The organism is Spirulina sp. CCNP1310 (genome assembly GCF_034932185.1).
Lineage (GTDB): Bacteria > Cyanobacteriota > Cyanobacteriia > Cyanobacteriales > Spirulinaceae > Spirulina.
Map to the genome: position 1 here is coordinate 24,101 of NZ_JAYGHW010000090.1, position 22,605 is coordinate 46,705.

Consider the following 22,605-nt stretch of genomic DNA (forward strand, 5'->3'; position numbering starts at 1 on the left):
CTCCACTCGCTGGAGACCCTAATTGATTGGAAACTCGAGTAACAAGTGGAGCCGGTAAAGGTCAATTTATCACCAAAGTCTCCACTCGCTGGAGACCCTAATTGATTGGAAACCCAAGATGTAGTCACCCACATCTGATGCAACCATTTGTCTCCACTCGCTGGAGACCCTAATTGATTGGAAACTTAACGCCACCATTGGGGCTTACGATGCCTTGGGGCTGGTCTCCACTCGCTGGAGACCCTAATTGATTGGAAACACGGCTGGGTATGGTTTGGGGGAATCCCCAGACGCTGTCTCCACTCGCTGGAGACCCTAATTGATTGGAAACACCCTATTACCATAATATTCGGAAGCATTAATCCCTAGTCTCCACTCGCTGGAGACCCTAATTGATTGGAAACTCAATTGCTTTTTGATAACGTGCAAGTGGTTTCTTGAGCATATGTCTCCACTCGCTGGAGACCCTAATTGATTGGAAACCTAAGCAAAGTAACGATCTATTTGACCGTAAGCTCGTACTACCTGTCTCCACTCGCTGGAGACCCTAATTGATTGGAAACCCCACGAATTTGGGAGCGACGTAGTAGGGATTTAAGGTCTCCACTCGCTGGAGACCCTAATTGATTGGAAACGTACACGCCCAAGCGTGAACGATTTGATCCCCATTCAGTCTCCACTCGCTGGAGACCCTAATTGATTGGAAACTTAAGTTCTGAAGGCTCTTTCAGTTCTAACGTATGCGCTTGTCTCCACTCGCTGGAGACCCTAATTGATTGGAAACACTTCTAAAGGATGAAGGCAGAAGGATGTAGGGCTTTGCCCGTGCGTAGCAGGATGAATTGGGAAATTAACCTCCCCTTTCTGCCTTCTGATTTCTGCCTTCTGCCTTTAAATCTCCCCCGCTGGAAACCCAAGTGTGTTCAGCAACGGGAAAAGCGTGATTGAGCCTGGTGGTTTCGTAAGAAAAAAATGTGGTGGTGGGGCGGTGGGGGTGCGATCGCGATCTACTGAAAATGGTGCAGTAAGCTATTGTTTATTTTTTGGGATTGTTCCACACCATTTGTCTATATGTTTTTGAGTTTTCTGGAGCAATATAAGGTTCAATTTCTATAAAACCATTTTTCTGATAAAAGCTCTGTGTTTGTTCATTATGAATAGCGGTAACTAAGTAAATAGGAGATATACAAATTCTCTTGATATGGTTAATTAATTTTGATCCACGCCCTTTTCTGTGTTCATCTTGCCTAACATCTAATCTATCAATTTTTGTTTTATCATCAAATTCTTGTACAACAATAAAACCAATGACTTTTCCATCGAAATTTAGTCCGATCCATGCTCTATTTTTTTTGACAGAATCTGCTATTCCTGCAACTTCTCTGTCAAAATCTTCAGGAAGAATATTCTCTTGAAGAATTTTGATCACTTCCTGCCAGTACTTATTTTTGTATTTTACTATTTGCACTTATTTCTTAAACCCATGCGATATTTAACATTATAGTTGATAACCAGTTCTTCATCGTGGATACACGGGTGCAAAAATGGCCATCACAACCGCAAAGAGAAGGTGAGTGCGTAGATCAGTTGGGTCATTGTTGAATTCTCCGGTGGTTGTCGTAAGAAAAAAATGGTGGGGGTGCGATCGCTCTCGTTGGAACTGGGTATGGTTTCGTAAGAAAAAAATATTGGGGGTGGTGGGGGGCGGGGTGATCCAGCAGGCTTGATCACTGTGCCTAAGTCCCATTCCGTCTTGCCCTCGCAGGGCGGCGGCCTGATCGTAATTCCGGCTCATACCCATCTTGGATAAACCAGTAGTGCTGGGGTTCATCAAAGGGGTTGTTGAGAATGGGTTTGTTGACTTCGTAGGTCATTGTGGCTTGCGACTAGGATCAAAAGGAAAAATTCTTCTTTAACGAATTCTTCTTTGAAGAAAGTATTCATAGTGACTATTTGATTCGTTTTTGTGATCTTCCTGAAAATGGAAAATCGTCAATCCATCCTGAATTAAGTAATCTAATACTATGGAAAGCATTTCTTGAGACGGATTAGAAAATTCAACAGTACCGCTGCGTGAACGTATGGTGAGAGAGTTTTCTTCATTTACAAATTCACTGAACCATCCTTCTTCTGTCTCTGATCTATAATTTAAGTGAACTTCTAGATAGTAAGATTGCTGATCTAGAAATTTTTCCCTAATTTTATTTAAAATGGCATCTTTCGTTTCTTCATTCATATGTTTTCACCACTACAAACTTTTAGTTACCAACAACTCATTGCCGCGATCATCAATGACTTTCACCGCAATCTCGTGATACCCTCCCGGCTCAAACGGGGCGCTGGTTGTCCCGGCTAGGTGCTCCCACACCTCATCGTTGTAAGTGCCTTTGAGGGATTTTCTGATGCTATCCCAGGCATTGGTGCGGGGGAAGAACGCTTGATTGACTAGGTCGTGGGGGTTTGCGCTTCTTGAAATGCTTCTCTGTGCCAATGTCGGGGCGTTGGGGGTGTTCCTCGCTGTGGTTATAGTTCTGGGCTGACTTGGGCTTCTTGTTGGATGGTTTTGGCATACAGTCCCGTGGAATTTTTTCTTACAACATAATGCCCTGGTCTTTCGCCAACTGCTCCAGCGCCTTCATCGCTAGGGGGGAGGGCGTGGCCTTCCCGTTCTCCCAACGGTTAACGCTGTTGACATCCTCCCCGACCTAAAGGAACGGGGATTCCCAGTCTGCCTACATTAAGTAGACTCCTGACGGGTAGACAGACAAGCAACTGCCCCAGATCGGGGTCTAACACTGCTTAACGCCTGTCCATTCAGGTCGGCTTGCCCAGCCGCCAAAACATTAAGTTTCAATGCCTCCACGATACCATAGAAAGAGAAAACTGGATCAATAAAATAAATTGGGCGAGAAAAGCCGCCCTAAAAGGGCGGGGCTTCAGACCCATTAGTTTTGGTGTCTCCGCCCAATTGGTTAGCCCCAGGGGTTTCCCTGCTTTTTACCAAAAATCTGGGTCTAAAGCCCCGTCCTGACTTCGACAAGCTCAGTCACCATCCAGGGCGGCTTTTGATGGTGTATAATCATGCTCTAGCGGGTAGGGTAATCAACCGCTCTAAAAACCCGATGCTACCTAACCCGTAGCCACTGAACCTTGGCAATTGAATCTATGGGGTTCTACTTCATTGTTCTAGACCTCCCTGCAAGTAGGTAAAAGATTCACAGGGACTAGACGAGTCAGTTTTTGGCAAATATTGCTGCCAATGCAAACAAATTTTGGAGCAATCCAACTACGGTGGGGCACACCGAAAGTAACGCTTGGGGAGAGAACCACCTCTATTTAGGACTTCGCAAGGAATCCTGGGTAAGTGGACTCGGTGAGCCAAGAATCCCCGCACCTTTAGGCCGGGGAGTGTCAAAATTATTATAAAAACCGCCATCCGCCTCCTTGGGTTAAATGTCCATCGCCCAAGGTATCCCCATGGGGACTTGACCCAAGGGTAAAAGGGTGGCTGCGATTTCCTCTAAAGCATCCCTTTAAGGTAGTCACTAACGCTTGTCGCCATTACGCTAGAAAACGCCAATATGAAGAAAGACATCACGCGCTATCGCAACATCGGAATTTTTGCCCACGTTGACGCAGGCAAAACCACCACCACCGAACGGATTTTGAAGCTCACGGGTAAAATCCACAAAATCGGGGAAGTCCATGATGGGGCGGCAACCACGGACTTCATGGAGCAGGAGCAAGAGCGCGGCATTACGATTCAATCGGCGGCGACCTCCTGTTTTTGGAAAGAACACCAACTCAACATCATCGACACCCCGGGCCACGTTGATTTCACCATTGAGGTGTACCGCTCTCTGAAGGTACTCGATGGCGGTGTGGGTGTGTTTTGCGGTTCCGGTGGCGTAGAGCCGCAATCGGAAACCAACTGGCGCTACGCCAACGATTCCAAAGTGGCGCGGATTATCTACGTCAACAAGCTCGATCGCACCGGAGCCGATTTTTACCGGGTTGTTAAACAGGTGAAGGATGTCCTAGGGGCGCAGCCCTTGGTGATGACGCTGCCCATTGGGGTTGAAAACGAGTTTACGGGTGTGGTGGATCTCCTCACCCGCAAAGCCTGGATCTGGGATGAATCGGGTGATCCCTTAAACTTCACGGTTCAAGAAGTCCCCGCTGACATGGTGGATGATGTAGAAGCCTACCGGGAAGAGTTAATCGAGTTGGCGGTGGAGCATGACGATGCGGCCATGGAGCAATACCTCGAAGGCGAGGAGCCGGATCTCGAAACCATTAAAACCTGTATTCGTACCGGAACCCGCAAGCTCGCTTTTTTCCCCACCTATTGCGGTTCCTCCTTTAAAAATAAAGGGGTGCAATTGGTGCTGGATGCCGTTGTCGATTATCTCCCCAACCCCTTAGAAGTGAATCCTCAGCCTGAGGTAGATCTCGAAGGCAATGAAACGGGCCAATATGCCACCGCTGAAATTGATAAACCGCTGCGGGCCTTGGCGTTCAAAATCATGGACGATCGCTTTGGGGCTTTGACGTTTACGCGGATCTATTCCGGGATGCTTGCCAAAGGCGATACGATCCTCAACACCGCCACGGGTAAAACGGAACGGATTAGCCGTTTGGTGGAAATGCACGCCGATTCCCGTGAGGAAATTGAATCGGCCCATGCGGGGGATATTGTGGCCATTGTCGGGATGAAGAATGTCCAAACGGGTCACACCCTTTGCGATCCCAAACATCCAGCAACCTTAGAGCCGATGGTCTTCCCGGATCCGGTGATTTCCATTGCCGTTAAGCCCAAGAAGAAGGGCGGTGATGAAAAAATGGGGATGGCCTTGAGCAAGATGGTTCAGGAAGATCCTTCCTTCCATGTGGAAACCGATCAAGAGAGCGGTGAAACGATCCTCAAGGGGATGGGGGAATTGCACCTTGATATCAAGGTGGATATTCTCAAACGTACCCATGGCGTAGAGGTGGAAGTGGGTAAACCCCAGGTGGCTTACCGGGAATCGATCACGAAGCGGATCGAAGATACCTATGTTCACAAGAAACAGTCTGGGGGTTCCGGTCAATACGCCAAGATCGATTACATTCTAGAGCCGGGTGAAGTGAGTACGGGCTTCCAGTTTGAAACGAAGGTGACGGGGGGGACAGTTCCCCGTGAATTTTGGCCGGCGGTGCAAAAAGGGTTTGAGCAGAGTATTGAGAAGGGGCCGCTGGCGGGGTTCCCCTGTGTGGATCTGAAGGTGACGCTGATTGATGGGGGCTTCCACCCGGTGGATTCTTCGGCGATCGCCTTTGAAATCGCTGCCCGTGCTGCCTACCGTCAATCCTTACCCAAGGCTGGCCCTCAATTGCTGGAGCCGATCATGGCGGTGGATGTGTTTACCCCTGATGACTATATGGGGGATGTGATTGGCGATCTCAACCGTCGTCGGGGGATGATTAAATCCCAAGAGCCGGGCCCGACGGGGGTACGGATTAAAGCCGATGTGCCTTTGAGTGAAATGTTTGGCTACATTGGCGATCTGCGGACGATGACTTCTGGGCGGGGTCAGTTCTCGATGATCTTTGCCCATTACGCCCCTTGTCCCAACAATGTGGCGGAAGAAGTGATTAAGGAAACCAAAGAACGGCAAGCGGCGGCGGTGTAGGTCGTACAGTTAAATTTGAGCAAGGGGACGTGAGCCACGTCCCCTTTTTTTGTCGGTTTCCGTCAGGAAACATTGAGGAAACATTGAGGAAGATGGGGCGGGGAAAGGGGGGGAGAAGTTGATGGGGTAAGGCTTTGGGCTATTAACGGGGATTGAGCGGGAGCGTTGTGCGATCGCCATTATCTCCCCTAGGGTGAGAAGAAGGATTACAGTGATCTACAACACGATTCCTTACTTTTTGCGCGTTTACGGAGAACCAAATGCTAGAAGCCTATCGCAACCATGGGGCCGAGCGGGCCGCCTTGGGTATTCCGCCCCTGCCCCTCAATGCTGAACAAACCGCTGAACTTTGCGAACTGCTCAAGAATCCGCCCGCAGCAGAGAAAGAAGAATTGTTGATGCTGTTGCGCGATCGCATTCCCCCCGGTGTGGATGAAGCGGCCTATGTGAAAGCGGGGTTTTTAACCGCCATTGCCAAGGGGGAAATTCACTGTCCCCTGATTTCCAAACAGGGGGCGGTGGATCTGCTGGGAACGATGGTAGGGGGCTATAATGTGCAGTCCCTGGTGAGTTTGCTCAAAGCGCGGGATCAGGAAGTGGCCCGGACGGCGGCGATCGCCCTCTGTCAAACCACCCTTGTTTTTGATGCCTTCAACGATGTTTTAAAACTCTCGGAAGTCAACCCCCACGCCAAACAGGTGATCGACGCATGGGCGAACGCCACCTGGTTTATTAGCAAGCCCAAACTTCCCGAAACCCTCACCGTCACGGTTTTCAAAGTTCCCGGCGAAACCAACACCGACGACCTTTCCCCCGCCCCCCACGCCACCACCCGCCCCGATATTCCCCTCCATGCCCTCGTGATGCTGGAAACGCGGATGCCGGAAGGGTTAGCCACCATTGCCCAACTCAAGGAAAAGGGCCACCCCGTCGCCTATGTTGGTGATGTGGTGGGGACTGGTTCTTCGCGGAAATCCGCCGCCAACTCGATGCTGTGGCATATTGGCAGTGATATTCCGTTTATTCCCAACAAGCGATCGGGCGGCGTTGTCCTTGGCGGTAAAATTGCCCCGATTTTCTTCAACACCTGTGAAGATTCCGGCGCACTCCCCATTGAATGCGATGTCAACGCCCTCAATACGGGGGATGTGATCACGATTCATCCCTACGCCGGGAAAATCACCAACGCAGCGGGGGAAACGCTGACGACGTTCAGCCTCAAGCCGGAAACGATCATGGATGAGGTGCGGGCTGGCGGTCGTATTCCCCTGTTGATCGGTCGGAGCCTGACGGACAAAACCCGCGAGGCTTTGGGTTTATCCCCTAGTGAACTGTTCACCCGCCCCACCACCCCCACCGACACCGGCAAAGGTTTCACCCTCGCTCAAAAAATGGTGGGTAAAGCCTGCGGCCTCCCCGGTGTGCGGCCCGGCACGGCCTGCGAACCGCTGATGACCACCGTTGGCTCCCAGGACACGACGGGGCCGATGACGCGGGATGAATTGAAGGAACTGGCCTGTCTCGGCTTCTCCGCCGATCTAACGCTGCAAACCTTCTGTCATACTGCCGCCTATCCCAAACCCGTCGATATTAAAACCCAAAAAGACCTCCCGGACTTCTTCTCGACGCGGGGCGGTGTGGCCCTCCGGCCCGGCGATGGCATCATCCATTCCTGGTTAAACCGGATGCTGTTACCGGATACCGTCGGCACGGGGGGCGATTCCCATACCCGTTTCCCGTTGGGGATTTCGTTCCCGGCGGGTTCGGGGTTGGTGGCCTTTGCGGCGGCGTTGGGGGCGATGCCTTTGGATATGCCGGAATCGGTGAAGGTGCAGTTTACCGGGGAGTTGCAACCGGGGGTAACATTGCGGGATATTGTCAACGCGATTCCTTGGGTGGCGATGCAGCAGGGCAAACTGACGGCGGGCAAGGGCGATAAAATCAACGTTTTTAATGGCCGGATCATGGAAATGGAAGGGTTGCCGGATCTGAAGGTTGAGCAGGCTTTTGAACTCACTGATGCGACGGCGGAACGCTCCTGTGCGGGGTCAACAATCAAGCTCAGTGAGGCAACGGTGGCGGAATATTTACGCTCTAATGTGGCGCTGTTAACGAATATGGTGGCGCGGGGCTATCAAGATGCAAAAACGCTGATGCGTCGGGTGGCGAAAATGGAGCAATGGCTCGCGAATCCGGAGTTAATGTCTGCGGATGCTGATGCGGAATATGTGGATATTTTGGAGGTGAATTTGAATGAAATTAAGGAGCCAATTGTGGCGGCTCCCAATGATCCCGATAATGTCAAGTTAATGTCTGAATGTGCGGGGGATACGATCCATGAGGTGTTTATTGGGTCTTGTATGACGAATATTGGCCATTACCGGGCGGCGGCGAAAATTCTGGAGGGGGCTGGCCCGGTGAAGGGTCGGCTCTGGATTTGTCCCCCAACGCGGATGGATGAAAAGCAGTTGCGGGAAGAGGGGATCTATGGCATTTTCGCCGCTGCGGGGGCGCGGACGGAGATGCCGGGTTGTTCTCTTTGTATGGGGAATCAGGCGCGGGTTGAGGATGGGGTGACGGTGTTTTCGACTTCGACGCGCAATTTCAATAACCGCATGGGCAAGGGGGCGCAGGTGTATCTGGGTTCGGCGGAGTTGGCGGCGGTTTGTGCGCTGTTGGGTAAGATTCCGACGGTGGCGGAGTATATGGCGATCGTCACTCAAAAGATTGATCCTTTTGCGGCGGATCTCTACCGTTATCTCAATTTCGACCAAATTGCGGGGTTTGAGGATGAGGGTCGGGTGATTCCGTTGGAGGAAATGCCGAAGATCGAGGACATCCTCGGTATGCCCGCCGCTGTGAAGTAGCACAAAATTCACGCTCTGATCTTATAATGAGGGTGGGTCAAAATTGGCTCACTCTTTTCTTTTTTCATAGAGTTTTTGCATAAAAAGCTATCTTCAATGGGAAAAGGGTTTATTTGTTAACAGTTATCATCATCTCCTTGTATGAAATTAGTCTGGTTTGAACTTCACGGATACAAAAGGTTTAAGGAATCTGTAAAACTTAACGTTGATGGTAAGTTGGTTGCTCTTGTTGGAGAGAATGAAGTAGGAAAAACTTCTATCCTTAAAGCCATGCAAAGCATGAACTACAATTCGCGATTCACCCAGGGTGATGTCATACAAGATATCACTCGTGATTATGATTTTGAGGAGCAACATGATGTTTTAAAAGCAACATTTTGGATTGAACAAGAAGACAAGGATTATGCACGGGATATTTTGTTTATTGAAAAACTAAAATGGATTGAATTGGCAAAAAAAAAGCAAGGCGAAAAAGAAACAAAATTTTTCTTTGAGAAAGATATAGAAAAATATGCATTTTCTTGGATTTATAGCTTTACTGAATGTACATTAAAATCTCTTGAGACAAAACAATCTCTTGGCACATACAACATTAAAAAAGATATTTCCTCTTTTATTGATCAACTCAAATTGTTTGAAAAAAAAGAAGACAAGGACAATAAAGAATTAAAAGATTTAATAGAGAATTTGCAGGAGTCAGCACTAATTATCCATAATAATTTTCTTCTAAATGATCAAGATCCAAAGGGCAATAGTCGAATTAAGTTTCTGGAATCATTGATCAATGCAACAGAAGCCATTCTTGCTATACGCAGAGGGAACTATCCACATCTTGAAAAACAAAAGAAGCTATTAGAGGATAGAATACCAGAGTTTCTTTTCTTTACTGAACAAGATCGCGATCTACAATATAAATATGATATTTCAACTTACTTTTCAAAAGAAAACAATCCAGCTATTCCGAGAAGTCTTAAGAATCTGGAAAGTGCATTGAATTTGTCTCTAAAAGGTTTGTTTGAAGCTGCTCAAAAAAATAATCAAGCTAAAATCGAGGATTTACTAGAGCATGCAAACTTGAATCTTAAGAACTTGCTTAATGAATCTTGGTCACAATCATCCCTTACTGCAAAACTCATCTTTAATAAAACAGAGATCCAAATACTACTAAAATCTGACAAAGGTGGTCATACAATACTAGCTGAACGTAGTGATGGACTAAAAAGCTTCTTCACATTGATGCTCTTTCTATCACAGAAGAAAGATCTAAAAGTCAAGCCGATCATCCTAATTGATGAAATTGAGTCACGGTTACACTATGATGCACAAGCTGATGTAGTTCAAATGTTAGCCCGACAAGAGTTAGCATCTAAGGTAATTTACACAACTCATTCAATTGGTTGCCTACCAGAAGACTTAGGCAATGGAGTTCGTCTGATAAAGTCGGATGGAAACCATAGCAAAATTGAGAATTACTTTTGGCAAGAACAAGAAGATGTTGGATTTACTCCACTACTCTTCGGAATGGGAGCGAAAACATTAGCTTTTATTCCAGTGCGATGTGCATTAATCACAGAAGGGCCTACAGATATGCTGTTGCTTCCTGCCTTACTAAAAGAATACTTAAGACAAGAAGTTCTTGGTTTTCAAGTTGTTCCCGGCTTATCTGAGGCTTCTGACAATCAAATTCGTTTGCTAGGTTCTCAAGGTAAAAAAACTGCCTATCTTGTAGATGGTGATGAGGCAGGAACAAAAATAGCTAGCCAACTTCGCAGTAGTGGTGTGCCAGATGAGAAGATCATTATTCTTCCTCAAGTTAATCAGCAAAATAGTATTTTGGAAGACTACATTGATATAGATAGTTATGTTCATGCTGTTAACATTGAACTCCAACGATCTCATGGCACAAGTAAGCAAATTACTTCGAGTGATGTTGAACTACCGAACAGATATAGAAAGCTTGATGATTGGTGTAAAATTCAAGGAATAAAGCCATTAAGTGAAAAAAAACGAGCTATAGCTTATCATTTACTGGAACATCGTTATGATTATCCTCTGTATAATCAAGATGCTAGTGATAGCTTAAAAGAATTATACGAAAAGATTTGCAAAGCTCTGGAGGCATAGGGTGTGTCAGTTGAGTTCAATCATGACATAGTGATTCAATTTTACCTGACGCACCATTCACCCAGAAGTTTTATTGTTTATGGACAACAACCGTTTACCCAATATTTCATCTCGTGCCATGGCAGAGCCATGGCATGGGTGTTAGGCGGCTCTGCCGCCTGGTGGGGGAGGGAAGCGGAGCCTCCAGGAGGGCATTACTTAGCAGAGCCAAGTAACGAGAAATTAATTGGCTTGGGGGCGAAAGATTTTTCGCCCCTACATTATAGGATCTGATGAAGCAGATTCTAGATTAGGTGAGAGTTCATCTCGTGCCATGGCTCTTTGGCATCAGAGATTAATCATTCTGACGCACCCTACGATTCTTTCTTGATAGTTCAAAATCGAGTTGTAGGCTTGATCTGCGTAGGGGCAAAAAATTTTTCGCCCCTACATCAGGTTGACAAATTTTCAGTAATGAACCACAAAGAAAGGTTGGCAATGCCCACCCTACACCTCATTTTGAACGATTTTACCCCGTTCAATGCGTTACAAAAGCTATTAATTAGCCCTCTATTTTCATTAACTATATTGAAAAATCAGCAGGCCAAATAAAATATGGCCCATATTTTTGACTCATTTTGAATTCACCCCCTGCTTCTTTTCCTTTAGCCGTGAGGTAGTTCTTTCCTTCTTTAATCTCGATGTAATGAGAACTAATAAGCTGATCAAGAAAGATGTTTGTTTTTATACCAAGTTTCTGTGCCAATTTTGATGTAGTAATTTTTTTATGAGTGCCATTTTCAGTTTCCGATTTCGGATCTATTTTGTTTGATACTTTCTTCACTTTCTCAAATGAAACTTTTATTTCATCACTGATTCTGATAATTCGTTGAGCTTCTTCATAAGCGTCCTTGTATAACACAGCGTCCTCACCTCTATAGATGAGGATTCCCATCTCGTTATTATTAATCTGGCTAAATTCATAAAGATTGAGACTTGTTACAATACATAATTCTTCATTTATGTAGCATTTGGCATGAAGATTCTTGCAAAAGCTTGTTCGGATATAGTTAAGTTCCTTGAGCCAGTTTATTTCTTCATCTTGAAGTTCATTTTTTCCATAGACTATCCTAACATCAATTTTGAGCCTATTTTTGTCTTCAAGAAGTTCTTTTATTCTATCATTCAGCTTAAGGAATGGGCTGATTAGAATGAGACGATCTTTTGCTGTTTTAATTAGTTCTTCAAGAAAATAATTTGTAGCACTTGTATTTAAAAATTTTGCCATTTTTTCTTCAAATTAAAATTAATACTATCTAACTTTTTTAAGAAGGCTAACTATTAATTAGACGATGATTAGAGCAGCCTAGCGGCTTTTAAGACGCTGAAAAGCCGAAGTTCTTTCACATCTAAATCCTGGCCGAAACTATAGCACATAAATGTCGAGGTGTCAAAAATTGTTAGATCATATCAGCAATCATAAATTCAAAAGTTGACAGCCATCCATGGGAGTGAAGAGGATAGAAGACATTGAGTGAGGGGCTAGCGATGGAAAAGCAACCCCTGAGTTTTGCCGTAATACTGACTGAACTGTAAACCCGACATTCCGCAGATTGCTCAATAAATGGTGCGTCAGCCGTGACGCTGCTCTTTGGCATCAGAGATTAATCACTCTGACGCATCCTACGATTTTAAAATCCGGTTGTAAAATTGATTGGTGTGAGGGCGAAAAATTTTTCGCCCCTACATCACCCCGCATCAGGTTAGCAAATTTTCAGCCACCACAAAGTAGAGTTGGCATTGCCCACCCTACTCCTCAACTTTTGATTGAGTAGGGGCGATCGCCCAAACATCAATCCCTTCCCCGCGAGACTGTGGGCTTTACTCTGGGCTTTACTCTGGGGTTTGATGAATTTTTCTCTCAAAAGCGGTTTAGTTTCCAACCCCCGTGCAATTCTAGAAATAGAACAATCTTCATACTCCCTGGAGGCTGGCATGGAACCCAAAACCCAAGAGCAGGCAATTCTCTTTGCGGAACCAAAGGCGATCGCCAAAATTCTCGTCGCCGTTGATCCACACAACACCAATCCCCAAGTGTTTGCCCAAGCTGTCCATTTAGCCCAACTCCATGGGAGTGAATTGCACATTTGCCACTGCATCCATGATCTCTTGCCACCGGCATCCAATGCCTTTGCAGGGGGAAGTTTGGGGATGTATGGCGGCTCATTTTCCCCAGAACTATTTGAGCAATCTCAATCCCTAATCCAAGAGGAGCGGCAACGGATTAATCTCTGGCTCCAGCAATTTATTCACCATGCCCAAGCCCAAGGCGTAAATGCCACCTTTCACCATGGCGAAGGAGATCCGGGGTTTTATATTTGCAAACTAGCCCAGGATTGGCAGGCGGATCTCGTCGTTGTTGGCCGTCGGGGCCGCAGTGGCCTATCTGAAATGCTCATGGGTAGCGTCAGTAATCATGTCGTTCACCATGCCCCCTGTGCGGTTTTGGTCGTGCAGTAGTTGCTGTAGGGGCGTTGGCGTAAGCCTACCGGAGGCACAAAAATTTTTCGCCCCTACTTCCCCCGCACAATATCCACACAAATCCCCCCGCTAAAATTGGGAATCGGCGCGGCTAACTTGGTCAGTTGTACCCGCACCTGTTCCACCAGAGGCAAGGTGAGGATTTGCGCGGCAATGACGGTGGCGAGACGTTCGATCAGGGCAAACCGTTGGGTGGCGATGGTGGTTTGGGCGATCGCAATACAATCTCGATAATCGAGGGTATCTTCAAGGCGATCGCTCTCCCCTGCGGCGGCTAAATCTACCCATAGCGTTAAATCCACCGTGAACCATTGCCCTAAAACCTGCTCTTCGGGCAATGCGCCGGTATAGCCATAGGCGCGAATCCCTGTGAGTTTGATTTGATCTCGGTGTGTGCTATCGGCCATTAGGCTAAATCCCGGTGGGTGAAGGGTTTGGCTTGATCACCGCTGTAGGTGGCGGCGATGTGGCCGCTGCCGGTGAGTTGGTATTTATAGGTAATTAACCCTTCCAAACCCACAGGGCCACGGGGGGGAATTTGGGCAGTGCTGATCCCCACCTCGGCCCCGAAACCGTAGCGGAACCCATCGGCGAAGCGGGTAGAGCAGTTGTGAAAGACTCCGGCGGCATCAACGTTTTGCTGAAATTCTTGGGCGATCGCCCCATCTTCTGTGACGATCGCCTCCGTATGCTTGGATCCGTAGGTGTTGATGTGATCAAGGGCGGCGGCTAGATCGGGGACAATTTTAATCGCCAGGATCAGATCACTATATTCCGTCCCCCAATCCCCATCGGTAGCCGTGGCCATGGGGGTAATCGCCTGGGTTGCGGCATCGCCGCGCAATTCCACCCCTTGCGCTTCTAAGGCAGCCACCAAGGGCGGTAGGAGTTGGGGGGCGATCGCCTCATGGATTAATAACGTTTCAATGGCATTGCAGGCCGCAGGATATTGGGTTTTCGCATCGAGGGTGAGGGCGATCGCCATTTCTAGATCAGCAAATTGATCAATATAAAGATGACAAATCCCATCGGCATGGCCCAACACCGGAATCCGGGTATTGTCTTGGATATAGCGGACAAACTCGTTCGATCCTCTGGGGATAATCAGGTCTACATAATCCTCCAACGTCAGCAGAGCGCGGATTTCGGCGCGGGTGGTGAGGAGTTGCACCCCATCGGCAGGAACGGCGGTAGGGGTGATGGCCTGCTGAATGATCCGGGTGAGGGTTTGGCAAGATTGCAACGCCTCGCTACCGCCTTTCAGGATCACGCCATTGCCGGACTTAATCGCCAAGCTGGTGATCTGAATCAGGGCATCGGGGCGGGCTTCAAAAATAATCCCCAACACCCCTAGGGGACAGGTGATCCGCTTGAGGATCAACCCCTGATCTAATTCCCGGTGAATCTGAACATGGCCCAAGGGATCGGGCAATTTCGCCACATCCCCCACGCCAGCGATCGCACTTTTTAACTTACTGGGGCTGAGTTGGAGACGGGCATAGAGGGCTTTGGGCAGATCTGCCCGGATGGCGGCTTCACAATCGGCAGCATTGGCGGCGAGGATCTCCGGGGTGGCGGCTTCGAGGGCGGTGGCGATCGCCTCTAAAGCCCCATGGCGATCATCATGGCTCAACGTTGCCAAATGCCGCGCCGCCCTACGGGTTTGGCGGCCAAGGTCAGTTAAAAGGGGGGAGGTATCGAGGGCAGTCATGGCTCAAGATTCAGATCAGTTCTTGATCTTAAACAATTTTGGCGATCGCCGGAACCCACAGGGCGCAGGTTGCGCCCCAATCCTCCACCGCATCAAATTAAACCGCACCCTTGGGCCGCGAATTCTGCCACCGTTGCCTCTGATAGAGGATGGGTAGTCAAAGCTAGCAATTGATCCTTGGGGAGTGTCAGGTGAGTGGCTCCCGCTGTTAAAGCTGCCGCTGCTTCGTCGGGGGATTTGATACTCGCAGCTAAAATTTTCGTGGGAGAACCCTTGAGGATCGCCGCCATCGCTGCCACCAACGCAATGCCATCCCCTAAATGCTGCGTGGCGCGATTCACATAGGCGATCGCATATTTCGCCCCCCCTTCCGCCGCCACCGCCGCCTGAGCCGGATGATAAATGCCGGTAACGGAACAATCAATGCGGGGGGATAACTGGGTAAGGGCCTGAAAACCTAGGGGTGTGGCGGGAATTTTCAGCACCGTTTGCGGCCCGATGATGCCAGCGGCTTGATAGGCCTCCGAGAGCATCCCCGCCAATGTCGTTGCCGTTAGTTGATAATACAATTCCCCCGAACAGATTCCGCCCAATGCATCTAAGGTTTCCGCTGGGGGGCGATCGCTCTGGGCCAAGAGCTTCGGATTGGTGGTGATCCCCTTCACCCACCCCCAGGACATCACTGTTTTTGCATCATCAATGGAGGCGGAATCAAGATAAAGGGCCATAGGTGTTAAACATTAACCAGAGTATTGTTAATCATAAAATGGCGATCGCCATCTAAAGCAAGCAATCCTTCCCGTTGAAACTTACCCAATAGGCGCGTAATCGTGACGCGGGTTGTGCCGATCGTGCTAGCGAGGGTTTGATGCGTAAACCGGATCGGCAGTTTGATCCAAGGTTGCCCCGGCTGGCTTTCCCCCAATTCCTCCCGCAAGAGGATCAACAGTTGAATTAAACGATCTTCCACCCGCCGCTGACCGGCAATGGCTAAAATCGCCTCGGTCTGCTGCAACCGTCGCCGCGTACTATGCAAAACCGACCGCATCAACACCGCAGAATCCTCAATCTCTTCAAGGCTAAACCATTGGAGATAGACATCCCCTAGGGCGATCGCATCATAAACCGTCAGGCGCGTAAACCAAGGGCTAACAAATTCATAGGGCCGCACCCACCCCAAAATCACCTCATCACCACTCAATTGGCTTGTGGTCAACTGGATAAAACCACAACGCAACAACCACACCCCCGCAGCATTGAGGGGAATCAAATCATAACGGCGGAAAGGATGGAGGCGGCGCTCTTCGTAGGGAAAATCTGTGCGGGGATGGGTGAGGTGAGGCGGGCTTAAAAGGGGGATACCCATGGCTAAATCAGGGAGCGAAAGGGCTAACTGTGGCCATTAATACCATGGGTTTTTGAGGGCTGGGTAAAGGCAAGGTTAACGAAAGGCTGTCGGGGCGAAAAAATTTTTCGCCCCTCTGGAATATTGAGATTTTGACCATCCATTAAATGGACGCAACTGGGTTCGAACCAGTGACCCCGTCGATGTCAACGACGTACTCTAACCAACTGAGCTATGCGTCCTTAGCGATTAACTAAGATAACATATCTTTTGGCTCTGGGCTACATTTAGAGTCAAAAAAATTGCCAATTTTGCTGAATCCGTACATTTAAACTACTATGACCCTTTCCCTGGGCAAAGTTTATCTCGTTGGGGCGGGCCTCAATGCCGCCACCCTCACCCAACGGGGTTTAGCCCTGATCCAAGCCGCTGATGTGATTCTCTACGATGCCCTCCTGGATGCGGCTTTGCTGGCAACGGCCCGCGCTGATTGTGAGGCGATCGCCGTCGGCAAACGGGGGGGCGGCGTGAGTACGCCTCAAAGTGAGATTAATCAGTTATTAGTGAACTATTGCCGGGTAGGTAAACGGGTGGTGCGGCTCAAGGGGGGGGATCCGGGGGTGTTTGGGCGATCGCTCCCGGAGATTACCGCCCTCCAGGCCGCAGGCTGTGCCTGGGAATGGGTTCCGGGGGTATCCACCGCTTTAGCCGCTCCCCTCTTGGCGGGAATTCCCCTCACGGATCAGATCTATAGTTCCGGTTTTGCCGTCATGACCGCCCATGATTTAGACCGCCTCCCCTGGCCCGCCTTAGCCCAGTTAGAAACCTTGGTGTTTTTAATGGGGGGGCGGAATTTAGGGGGAATTTTAGCGCGGTTACGGGGGGCAGGGGTTCCTCCAGCAAGGGCGATCGCCATCATCCAGGCCGCAGGCTCCCCAACTCAACGGGTTTGGCGGGGAACAACCGCTGATATTCTAGAACAGGTGGCGGGGGTTTCCCTTTCGCCCTGTGTGATTGTCGTGGGGGATGTGGTGGAGTTACAGCAAACCAATGGCGGCCCGTTGGCAGGACAACGGATTTTAGTGACGCGGGCAGCGGATCAAGCGAGCCTATTCCGGGATCTTTTGGTGAATTTGGGGGCGCAGGTGGTGGAAATGCCCGCCTTGGAAATTCAGCCCCCCCGCTCTTGGGCGGCCTTGGATGAGGCGATCGCCCACCTCGATCAAGTCCATTGGCTGCTGCTCACCTCTGCCAATGGTGTTGACGGCTTCTTTCAACGCCTCAAACATCAAGGTTTAGACAGTCGCGCCTTAGGGGGTTGTCAAATTGCTGTCGTTGGCCGTAAAACCGCCCAAACCTTGGCCCGTTACCACCTTCAGCCAGATTTCATCCCCCCGGATTATATTGCTGATGCGATGATTGAACATTTTCCGGAGGCGATCGCCCACAAAACCCTGCTTTTTCCCCGCGTCGAAACCGGCGGCCGCGATGTCTTGGTGAAAGCCTTTCGGGAACAGGGGGCGACGGTGTGGGAAGTTCCCGCCTACGAATCCGGTTGCCCCGCTACCTTAGCCCCCGCCGCCCGTGCGGCCTTAGAGCAGGGCGAAATTGACGTGATCACCTTCGCCAGTTCCAAAACCGTCGTTAACGCCCATCACCTCCTCCAAACCATCCCCCACTGGCAAACCCTGTTAGCCCCCATCAAAATCGCCTCCATCGGCCCCCAAACCTCCCAAGCCTGTCTAGACTGCTTCGGTCGCGTCGATATTGAGGCGAAATCCTACACATTGGAGGGCTTAGGGGAGGCGATCGCAACGGCAATTCTCTAGATGTAGGGTGGGCAACGCCCACCGACTAAACAAGACGAAAAAACCAAGGAGCAAAGATTTGGGAGGCCAAGGTTTGGGGGTGAAAGATTTGGAGTGAAAGATTTGGAGCGAAAGATTTGGAGCGAAAGATTTGGAGCGAAAGATTTGGGGCGAAAGATTTTTGTGCCTCCGGCAGGCTTACGCCAACGCCCCTACTTCTCCAACCGCACCACATACCACTGCAAATAAGCCCCCGGCCCCAAATCCAACTCACAACCCGTTTCCATTAAATGGCGGGCTTGCTCGGCCCGTGATCTAAACTTTTCAAGCTCACGGGGCAACGGATCAAGATCCGCCAAAACCCCCTCCAGTTTTGCCTGTAACTCCGCCGCCATCAGAATCACCTCCTCCGGCTGATCCGAAGCCAACACCACATAGGCATCCTCTTGATACATAATCCCATCCGCCATCATTCCCCCCGCTCAACCCTAGCTCTTTAGAATAGTTAAAGATCAACCATAGCGCAGACTCTTCCCTTCATGGCTAACCCCTTGCTCACCCTCCCCTACGAAACCCTTTTAGAAAATTTAGGGGATGATTATTATGATGTTGTAGCGGCGGCCACCTTCCCCCAACACACCCTACGGTTTCGCAATGACCGGCTCCTACCACGCCTAGGACTTGACCCCCAAAAGGTGGGCGATGATGATTTTATTGAAGCCTTTGGCCATTTTCAGGGGGTGCGCCCCTTCCTTGCTCTGCGGTATCACGGCTATCAGTTTGGGCAGTATAACCCGCAACTGGGGGATGGGCGGGGCTTTCTTTATGGTCAGGTGCGGGGGGTGGATGGGGGCCTCTATTATTTTGGGACAAAGGGATCGGGGCGGACTCCCTATTCCCGTACTGCTGATGGTCGGCTCACCCTCAAGGGGGGCGTGCGGGAAGTTCTTGCCGCTGAAGCCCTGCATCAATTGGGTGTGACCACTTCCCGCTGTTTGAGTTTGATTGAAACGGGGGAACAACTTTGGCGAGGCGATGAGCCTTCCCCCACCCGCGCCTCGGTGATGATCCGCATGAGTCGTTCTCATTTGCGATTTGGCACGTTGGAGCGCCTCCATTATTTGCAACGGCCGGATTTAATCAGTCCTGTATTGGATCATCTCATTGCTGTTTATTATCCAGAAATTGATCCCCAGGGGAGCGATCGCCTCCCCCAATTTTATGCTCAACTGGTGGAGCGGACGGCACAATTGGCGGCACAATGGATGGCGGCGGGATTCTGTCATGGTGTGTTAAACACCGATAATATGTCGCTCACGGGGGAAAGTTTCGATTATGGCCCCTATGCCTTTATTCCCACCTACGATCGCACCTTTACCGCTGCCTATTTCGACTACAGCGGCCGCTATGCCTATGGCAATCAACCGGGGATCTGTCGGCTCAATTTGGAGTTATTACAAGTTCCCTTGGCGTTGATCATGGCGAAGGCGGATCTAGAAGCGGGATTAGCCACCTTTGATCAGCATTACTACAGAACCTATGAGGGCTTGATCCTCAAACGTCTCGGTTTTACAACGCTCATGGGGGACTTAACCACCGATTTATTGAAAGTCACCCTCGGAACTTTGATCCAAACCCAAGCCGGTTATGGGGAATTTTTCGCCACATTGGCCCACTGTTTTGATCCAGCTTGGCGGGGAGATGGGGGGTTAATTCGTGAGGCGATGGCTTTGGGAGAACCTTGGCAGGATTGGGCGATGCTCTATCATCAAGCCCTGAATGAACTTGCCCCGGAAACGATGGCCACTGTTGCCGCCCAATTAACGGCAGCGAATCCGCAAACAGTGCTATTAAGGCCAGTGATTGAATCGGTTTGGGAGGCGATCGCCCAAGAGGATAATTGGCAACCCTTTCAGGATTTAGTTGCCCAACTTCAGCAATAGTCCTATCCTGAGATCCATACTCTTTGCAAAAATGGCATTGTGACTTTTTGGCTAATTTTAGTTAATAATCAAAGGCGATGTGCGATCGCCCCCATTCTCCCCTTCTGCCCATGCGCCTCTACTACGTCACCCTCAACACCGCCGCCGAAGCCGAAGCAATTAGCCGCGCCCTGCTCAGGGCCAACCTCGCCCTCTGTACTAACTGGTTTCCGATCCATTGTGCTTACCGTTGGGAGGGGGAAATTCGCACTGAGCCGGAAACCGTGCTGATCATCAAAACCCAAGCCGGTTATCGCGATCGCCTCGAAGCCGTGATCCGCGCCCATATTGACTACACAAACTGTATTGTTGAACTCGAACCGACAGGGGTTAATCCTGGCTTTTTAGACTGGCTCAACCGAGAAATTTCCCCTCTAGGGGTAGCTCAATCGTAAACTGCATTCCCTCATGCCAGCAATTGAGCGATCGCAACTGGCCCCGATGCTGGGATTCAATAATTTGCTGACAAATCGGCAAGCCTAACCCCGTCCCTTTCCCCACCGTTTTCGTCGTAAACAACGTGTCAAAAATTCGCGCATGCACCGCATCTTCAATCCCCCCCGCATTATCCCGAATCACAATCCGGACAAAATCAGCATCCGGCGGACATTCGGAAATAATTGTAATTTGATTGGGATGGAGTTCTAGCTCATCATAGGATCGATCCTTATTATGCTCCTCAAAGGCATCAATGGCATTGGCTAAAATATTTAAAAATACCTGACTTAATTGCCCCGGATAACAGCGCACCATCGGCAATTCTGCATATTGCCGCACCACTTCAATGGCGGGCCGGCTCATATTCGCCTTGAGGCGGTGCTTCAGCAGCATCAAGGCACTATTGATAATTTTATGGAGATCAAATTCAATCTTCTGCTCCCGGTCAGAGCGAGAAAACACCCGCGCCGAGGTGCTAATCTGCCGCAGCAGATCCGTCCCCTCTTGCATCGCATCGAACAAATTTGCAAAATCTTCTAATAAATAGTTAAAGTCCACTTCCTGGATCTTTTCAACAATATTATTATGAGGTTCTGGATAATATTCTTGATAGAGGCGGAGGACACTAATAATATCATCTAAATATTCCCGGCCATATTTTAAGCTACCGGCAATAAAGCTCACTGGATTATTAATTTCATGGGTAATCCCCGCCACCATTTGCCCCAAAACCGCCATTTTATCCTGCTCTAACAGTTGGGCTTGGGATTTCAAAATCGTTTGTTTAGATTCCTGTAATGTGTTTAATAATTGGGCATTTTGCAACTGGAGGGCATCCAACATCTGTTGCTGTTGTTGAATCTGTTGCCGTTGGTGATAATGCTCGATGGTGGCTTTGAGCGTGAGGCGGAGATCCTGGGGTTGCCAAGGGTGATAGAGGTAGCGGGTGGAATGATGGCTAATCAGCCAGGGGTCGGCGTGGAGGTCTGCCTCTGGGGTGACGAGGAGGATTTTCACCACAGCGGGAAACTGTTGATCGAGGGTTTTGAGGGCAGTCGCCGCTGTTGGTTGCTGGTATTCACAGAGCAGGGCAATAATTTCGCTACCGCCGGCCCGGAGCCTTTTCAACTGCACCAAGGCACTGTCATAATCCCCCACAGTGGCTAAATGATAATCATCACCATAATCATCCTGGAGATGCGCCTGGAACTGTTGGCGCGTTTCATGGGCAGAGGCAATGCAAAGAATGACAGGCTTAGACATGCGGCAAAGGTGCAGAGGTGAATAAGGCGATCAAGAGCACAGCAATCAGGTCAACATCATTGACTCAGTTCGGCTTGGCGGCTGAGAAATCCGGAGCATTTTCACGAATTTACGCAGCCTCACCACAGACCTGATAAATTAATTATCCGTGACCCTGACCTGTGGACTAAAGTTTCTATGACTGCTCTTGATGATAAAACCATTGTTAAAGACTATTTTAATACCCAAGGATTTGACCGCTGGCGGCGGATCTATGGGGATGGGGAGGTGAACCGGGTACAGTTGGATATCCGGAGCGGCCATCAACAGACCATTGATAAGGTTTTAGGGTGGTTAAATAGCGATGGCAATGTAGCAAACTTGACAATCTGTGATGCAGGTTGTGGGGTGGGCAGTTTGAGTTTACCCCTCGCCGCCGCAGGGGCCAAGGTTTATGCCAGTGATATTTCCAGCAAAATGGTGGAAGAAGCCCAGGAAAGAGCAGCGGCAACGCTGAAGCATCCTGAGAATTTGACCCTTGAAGTACGGGATCTTGAGGCGATTCAGGGCAACTATCATACGGTGATCTGTTTGGATGTTTTAATCCACTATCCCCAGGAAGATATTGAGCAGATGATTGGTCATTTGGCAGATTTAGCAACATCTCGGCTGATCCTCAGTTTTGCCCCGAAAACCTTTGGCCTGACGTTACTCAAAAAGGTGGGGGAATTTTTCCCCGGCCCCAGCAAGACGACGCGGGCCTATCTTCATCGGGCGGTAGATGTGATCACGATCTTGATTGATCATGGTTTCCACATTGAGCGATCGAGCCTAACGAGCACCAGTTTTTATTTTTCCCAACTGATTGAAGCGGTACGCCATTAACCCTAGGGGCG

The 22,605-nt window shown here is 49.3% G+C and carries 18 protein-coding genes, 1 tRNA gene and 1 CRISPR repeat array (1 of these 20 running past the window's edge); of the genes, 8 read left to right on the forward strand and 11 right to left on the reverse strand.

The window, feature by feature from the left end; all coding sequences use genetic code 11:
* A CRISPR array of direct repeats spans positions 1–784; the repeat unit is 36 nt; unit sequence GTCTCCACTCGCTGGAGACCCTAATTGATTGGAAAC; it begins 805 nt to the left of the window's first position.
* 252 nt (positions 785–1,036) lie between these two features.
* The 3 genes from VB712_RS14990 to VB712_RS15000 all read right to left on the reverse strand — a co-directional run bounded on the left by VB712_RS14990 (position 1,037) and on the right by VB712_RS15000 (position 2,236).
* Positions 1,037–1,468, reverse strand: coding sequence for a GNAT family N-acetyltransferase (locus tag VB712_RS14990; RefSeq protein WP_323256114.1), 432 nt, complete (start codon positions 1,466–1,468; stop codon positions 1,037–1,039).
* A gap of 268 nt (positions 1,469–1,736) precedes the next feature.
* Positions 1,737–1,874, reverse strand: coding sequence for a hypothetical protein (locus VB712_RS14995; RefSeq protein ID WP_323256116.1), 138 nt, complete (start codon positions 1,872–1,874; stop codon positions 1,737–1,739).
* Positions 1,875–1,912: 38 nt separating this feature from the next.
* The gene (locus VB712_RS15000; RefSeq protein WP_323256118.1) at positions 1,913–2,236 is read right to left on the reverse strand and encodes a hypothetical protein; all 324 of its coding nucleotides are present in this window, start codon (positions 2,234–2,236) and stop codon (positions 1,913–1,915) included.
* A 1,345-nt stretch (positions 2,237–3,581) separates the two neighbouring features.
* Here VB712_RS15000 and fusA point away from each other — a divergent pair.
* The 3 genes from fusA (at position 3,582) to VB712_RS15015 (ending at position 10,663) form a co-directional block, all read left to right on the forward strand.
* Positions 3,582–5,672: an elongation factor G gene (fusA, locus tag VB712_RS15005; protein ID WP_323256120.1), complete on the forward strand. Its 2,091-nt coding sequence runs from the start codon at positions 3,582–3,584 to the stop codon at positions 5,670–5,672.
* Positions 5,673–5,932: 260 nt separating this feature from the next.
* Positions 5,933–8,539 (forward strand): bifunctional aconitate hydratase 2/2-methylisocitrate dehydratase, encoded by a 2,607-nt coding sequence (acnB, locus tag VB712_RS15010; protein WP_323256122.1) that lies wholly within the window; start codon positions 5,933–5,935, stop codon positions 8,537–8,539.
* Between the two features lie 141 nt (positions 8,540–8,680).
* Positions 8,681–10,663 (forward strand): AAA family ATPase, encoded by a 1,983-nt coding sequence (locus VB712_RS15015; protein WP_323256124.1) that lies wholly within the window; start codon positions 8,681–8,683, stop codon positions 10,661–10,663.
* 562 nt (positions 10,664–11,225) lie between these two features.
* Here the strand turns inward: VB712_RS15015 and VB712_RS15020 are convergent.
* Positions 11,226–11,930 carry a phospholipase D family protein gene (locus VB712_RS15020; protein WP_323256125.1) on the reverse strand — a complete coding sequence of 235 codons (705 nt, stop codon included), beginning with the start codon at positions 11,928–11,930 and terminating at the stop codon, positions 11,226–11,228.
* A 707-nt stretch (positions 11,931–12,637) separates the two neighbouring features.
* On the opposite strand from VB712_RS15020, the gene VB712_RS15025 reads away from it, so the two are divergent.
* Positions 12,638–13,162, forward strand: a complete 525-nt coding sequence (locus VB712_RS15025; RefSeq protein WP_323256127.1) for a universal stress protein — start codon at positions 12,638–12,640, stop codon at positions 13,160–13,162.
* Positions 13,163–13,215: 53 nt separating this feature from the next.
* Here the strand turns inward: VB712_RS15025 and folB are convergent, their stop codons facing one another.
* The 5 genes from folB to VB712_RS15050 form a co-directional block, all read right to left on the reverse strand.
* On the reverse strand, positions 13,216–13,590 hold the full coding sequence (gene folB / locus VB712_RS15030; protein ID WP_323256129.1) for a dihydroneopterin aldolase: 375 nt from the start codon (positions 13,588–13,590) through the stop codon (positions 13,216–13,218).
* The gene (locus VB712_RS15035) at positions 13,590–14,894 is read right to left on the reverse strand and encodes a glutamate-5-semialdehyde dehydrogenase (RefSeq protein ID WP_323256131.1); all 1,305 of its coding nucleotides are present in this window, start codon (positions 14,892–14,894) and stop codon (positions 13,590–13,592) included. Before VB712_RS15035 ends, folB begins: the two co-directional genes overlap by 1 nt.
* A gap of 92 nt (positions 14,895–14,986) precedes the next feature.
* The gene (locus VB712_RS15040) at positions 14,987–15,622 is read right to left on the reverse strand and encodes a transaldolase family protein (RefSeq protein ID WP_323256133.1); all 636 of its coding nucleotides are present in this window, start codon (positions 15,620–15,622) and stop codon (positions 14,987–14,989) included.
* Positions 15,623–15,627: 5 nt separating this feature from the next.
* Positions 15,628–16,260 carry a Crp/Fnr family transcriptional regulator gene (locus tag VB712_RS15045; RefSeq protein ID WP_323256135.1) on the reverse strand — a complete coding sequence of 211 codons (633 nt, stop codon included), beginning with the start codon at positions 16,258–16,260 and terminating at the stop codon, positions 15,628–15,630.
* Between the two features lie 147 nt (positions 16,261–16,407).
* Positions 16,408–16,481, reverse strand: a tRNA-Val gene (locus tag VB712_RS15050).
* A gap of 96 nt (positions 16,482–16,577) precedes the next feature.
* Between VB712_RS15050 and cobA the strand changes: the two genes are divergently transcribed.
* Positions 16,578–18,068, forward strand: coding sequence for a uroporphyrinogen-III C-methyltransferase (gene cobA, locus VB712_RS15055; protein WP_323256137.1), 1,491 nt, complete (start codon positions 16,578–16,580; stop codon positions 18,066–18,068).
* A 191-nt stretch (positions 18,069–18,259) separates the two neighbouring features.
* Here cobA and VB712_RS15060 read toward each other — a convergent pair whose 3' ends face one another.
* Complete coding sequence (locus tag VB712_RS15060) at positions 18,260–18,517, reverse strand: chlororespiratory reduction protein 7 (protein WP_323256138.1); 258 nt, start codon at positions 18,515–18,517, stop codon at positions 18,260–18,262.
* A gap of 69 nt (positions 18,518–18,586) precedes the next feature.
* Between VB712_RS15060 and VB712_RS15065 the strand changes: the two genes are divergently transcribed.
* Both VB712_RS15065 and cutA read left to right on the forward strand, forming a co-directional pair.
* Positions 18,587–19,990 (forward strand): protein adenylyltransferase SelO, encoded by a 1,404-nt coding sequence (locus VB712_RS15065; RefSeq protein ID WP_323256140.1) that lies wholly within the window; start codon positions 18,587–18,589, stop codon positions 19,988–19,990.
* A 110-nt stretch (positions 19,991–20,100) separates the two neighbouring features.
* Complete coding sequence (gene cutA, locus VB712_RS15070; RefSeq protein ID WP_323256142.1) at positions 20,101–20,424, forward strand: divalent-cation tolerance protein CutA; 324 nt, start codon at positions 20,101–20,103, stop codon at positions 20,422–20,424.
* On the opposite strand, the gene VB712_RS15075 is transcribed toward cutA, so the two are convergent.
* Positions 20,384–21,730: a sensor histidine kinase gene (locus VB712_RS15075; RefSeq protein WP_323256144.1), complete on the reverse strand. Its 1,347-nt coding sequence runs from the start codon at positions 21,728–21,730 to the stop codon at positions 20,384–20,386. The two genes, cutA and VB712_RS15075, sit on opposite strands and share 41 nt — an antisense overlap.
* A 177-nt stretch (positions 21,731–21,907) precedes the next feature.
* Between VB712_RS15075 and bchM the strand changes: the two genes are divergently transcribed.
* A complete protein-coding gene (gene bchM / locus VB712_RS15080) occupies positions 21,908–22,594 on the forward strand; it encodes a magnesium protoporphyrin IX methyltransferase (protein ID WP_323256146.1) in 687 nt (228 codons plus the stop codon).
* The last annotated feature ends 11 nt before the right edge of the window (positions 22,595–22,605 follow it).

What these genes read in the sequence shown, in the direction of transcription:
- VB712_RS14995 (WP_323256116.1), bottom strand. Translation starts at nt 1,874, where the DNA reads ATGACCTACGAAGTCAACAAACCCATTCTCAACAACCCCTTTGATGAA.
- VB712_RS15000 (WP_323256118.1), bottom strand. Translation starts at nt 2,236, where the DNA reads ATGAATGAAGAAACGAAAGATGCCATTTTAAATAAAATTAGGGAAAAA.
- fusA (WP_323256120.1), top strand. Translation starts at nt 3,582, where the DNA reads ATGAAGAAAGACATCACGCGCTATCGCAACATCGGAATTTTTGCCCAC.
- acnB (WP_323256122.1), top strand. Translation starts at nt 5,933, where the DNA reads ATGCTAGAAGCCTATCGCAACCATGGGGCCGAGCGGGCCGCCTTGGGT.
- VB712_RS15015 (WP_323256124.1), top strand. Translation starts at nt 8,681, where the DNA reads ATGAAATTAGTCTGGTTTGAACTTCACGGATACAAAAGGTTTAAGGAA.
- VB712_RS15020 (WP_323256125.1), bottom strand. Translation starts at nt 11,930, where the DNA reads ATGGCAAAATTTTTAAATACAAGTGCTACAAATTATTTTCTTGAAGAA.
- VB712_RS15025 (WP_323256127.1), top strand. Translation starts at nt 12,638, where the DNA reads ATGGAACCCAAAACCCAAGAGCAGGCAATTCTCTTTGCGGAACCAAAG.
- folB (WP_323256129.1), bottom strand. Translation starts at nt 13,590, where the DNA reads ATGGCCGATAGCACACACCGAGATCAAATCAAACTCACAGGGATTCGC.
- VB712_RS15035 (WP_323256131.1), bottom strand. Translation starts at nt 14,894, where the DNA reads ATGACTGCCCTCGATACCTCCCCCCTTTTAACTGACCTTGGCCGCCAA.
- VB712_RS15040 (WP_323256133.1), bottom strand. Translation starts at nt 15,622, where the DNA reads ATGGCCCTTTATCTTGATTCCGCCTCCATTGATGATGCAAAAACAGTG.
- VB712_RS15045 (WP_323256135.1), bottom strand. Translation starts at nt 16,260, where the DNA reads ATGGGTATCCCCCTTTTAAGCCCGCCTCACCTCACCCATCCCCGCACA.
- cobA (WP_323256137.1), top strand. Translation starts at nt 16,578, where the DNA reads ATGACCCTTTCCCTGGGCAAAGTTTATCTCGTTGGGGCGGGCCTCAAT.
- VB712_RS15060 (WP_323256138.1), bottom strand. Translation starts at nt 18,517, where the DNA reads ATGGCGGATGGGATTATGTATCAAGAGGATGCCTATGTGGTGTTGGCT.
- VB712_RS15065 (WP_323256140.1), top strand. Translation starts at nt 18,587, where the DNA reads ATGGCTAACCCCTTGCTCACCCTCCCCTACGAAACCCTTTTAGAAAAT.
- cutA (WP_323256142.1), top strand. Translation starts at nt 20,101, where the DNA reads ATGCGCCTCTACTACGTCACCCTCAACACCGCCGCCGAAGCCGAAGCA.
- VB712_RS15075 (WP_323256144.1), bottom strand. Translation starts at nt 21,730, where the DNA reads ATGTCTAAGCCTGTCATTCTTTGCATTGCCTCTGCCCATGAAACGCGC.
- bchM (WP_323256146.1), top strand. Translation starts at nt 21,908, where the DNA reads ATGACTGCTCTTGATGATAAAACCATTGTTAAAGACTATTTTAATACC.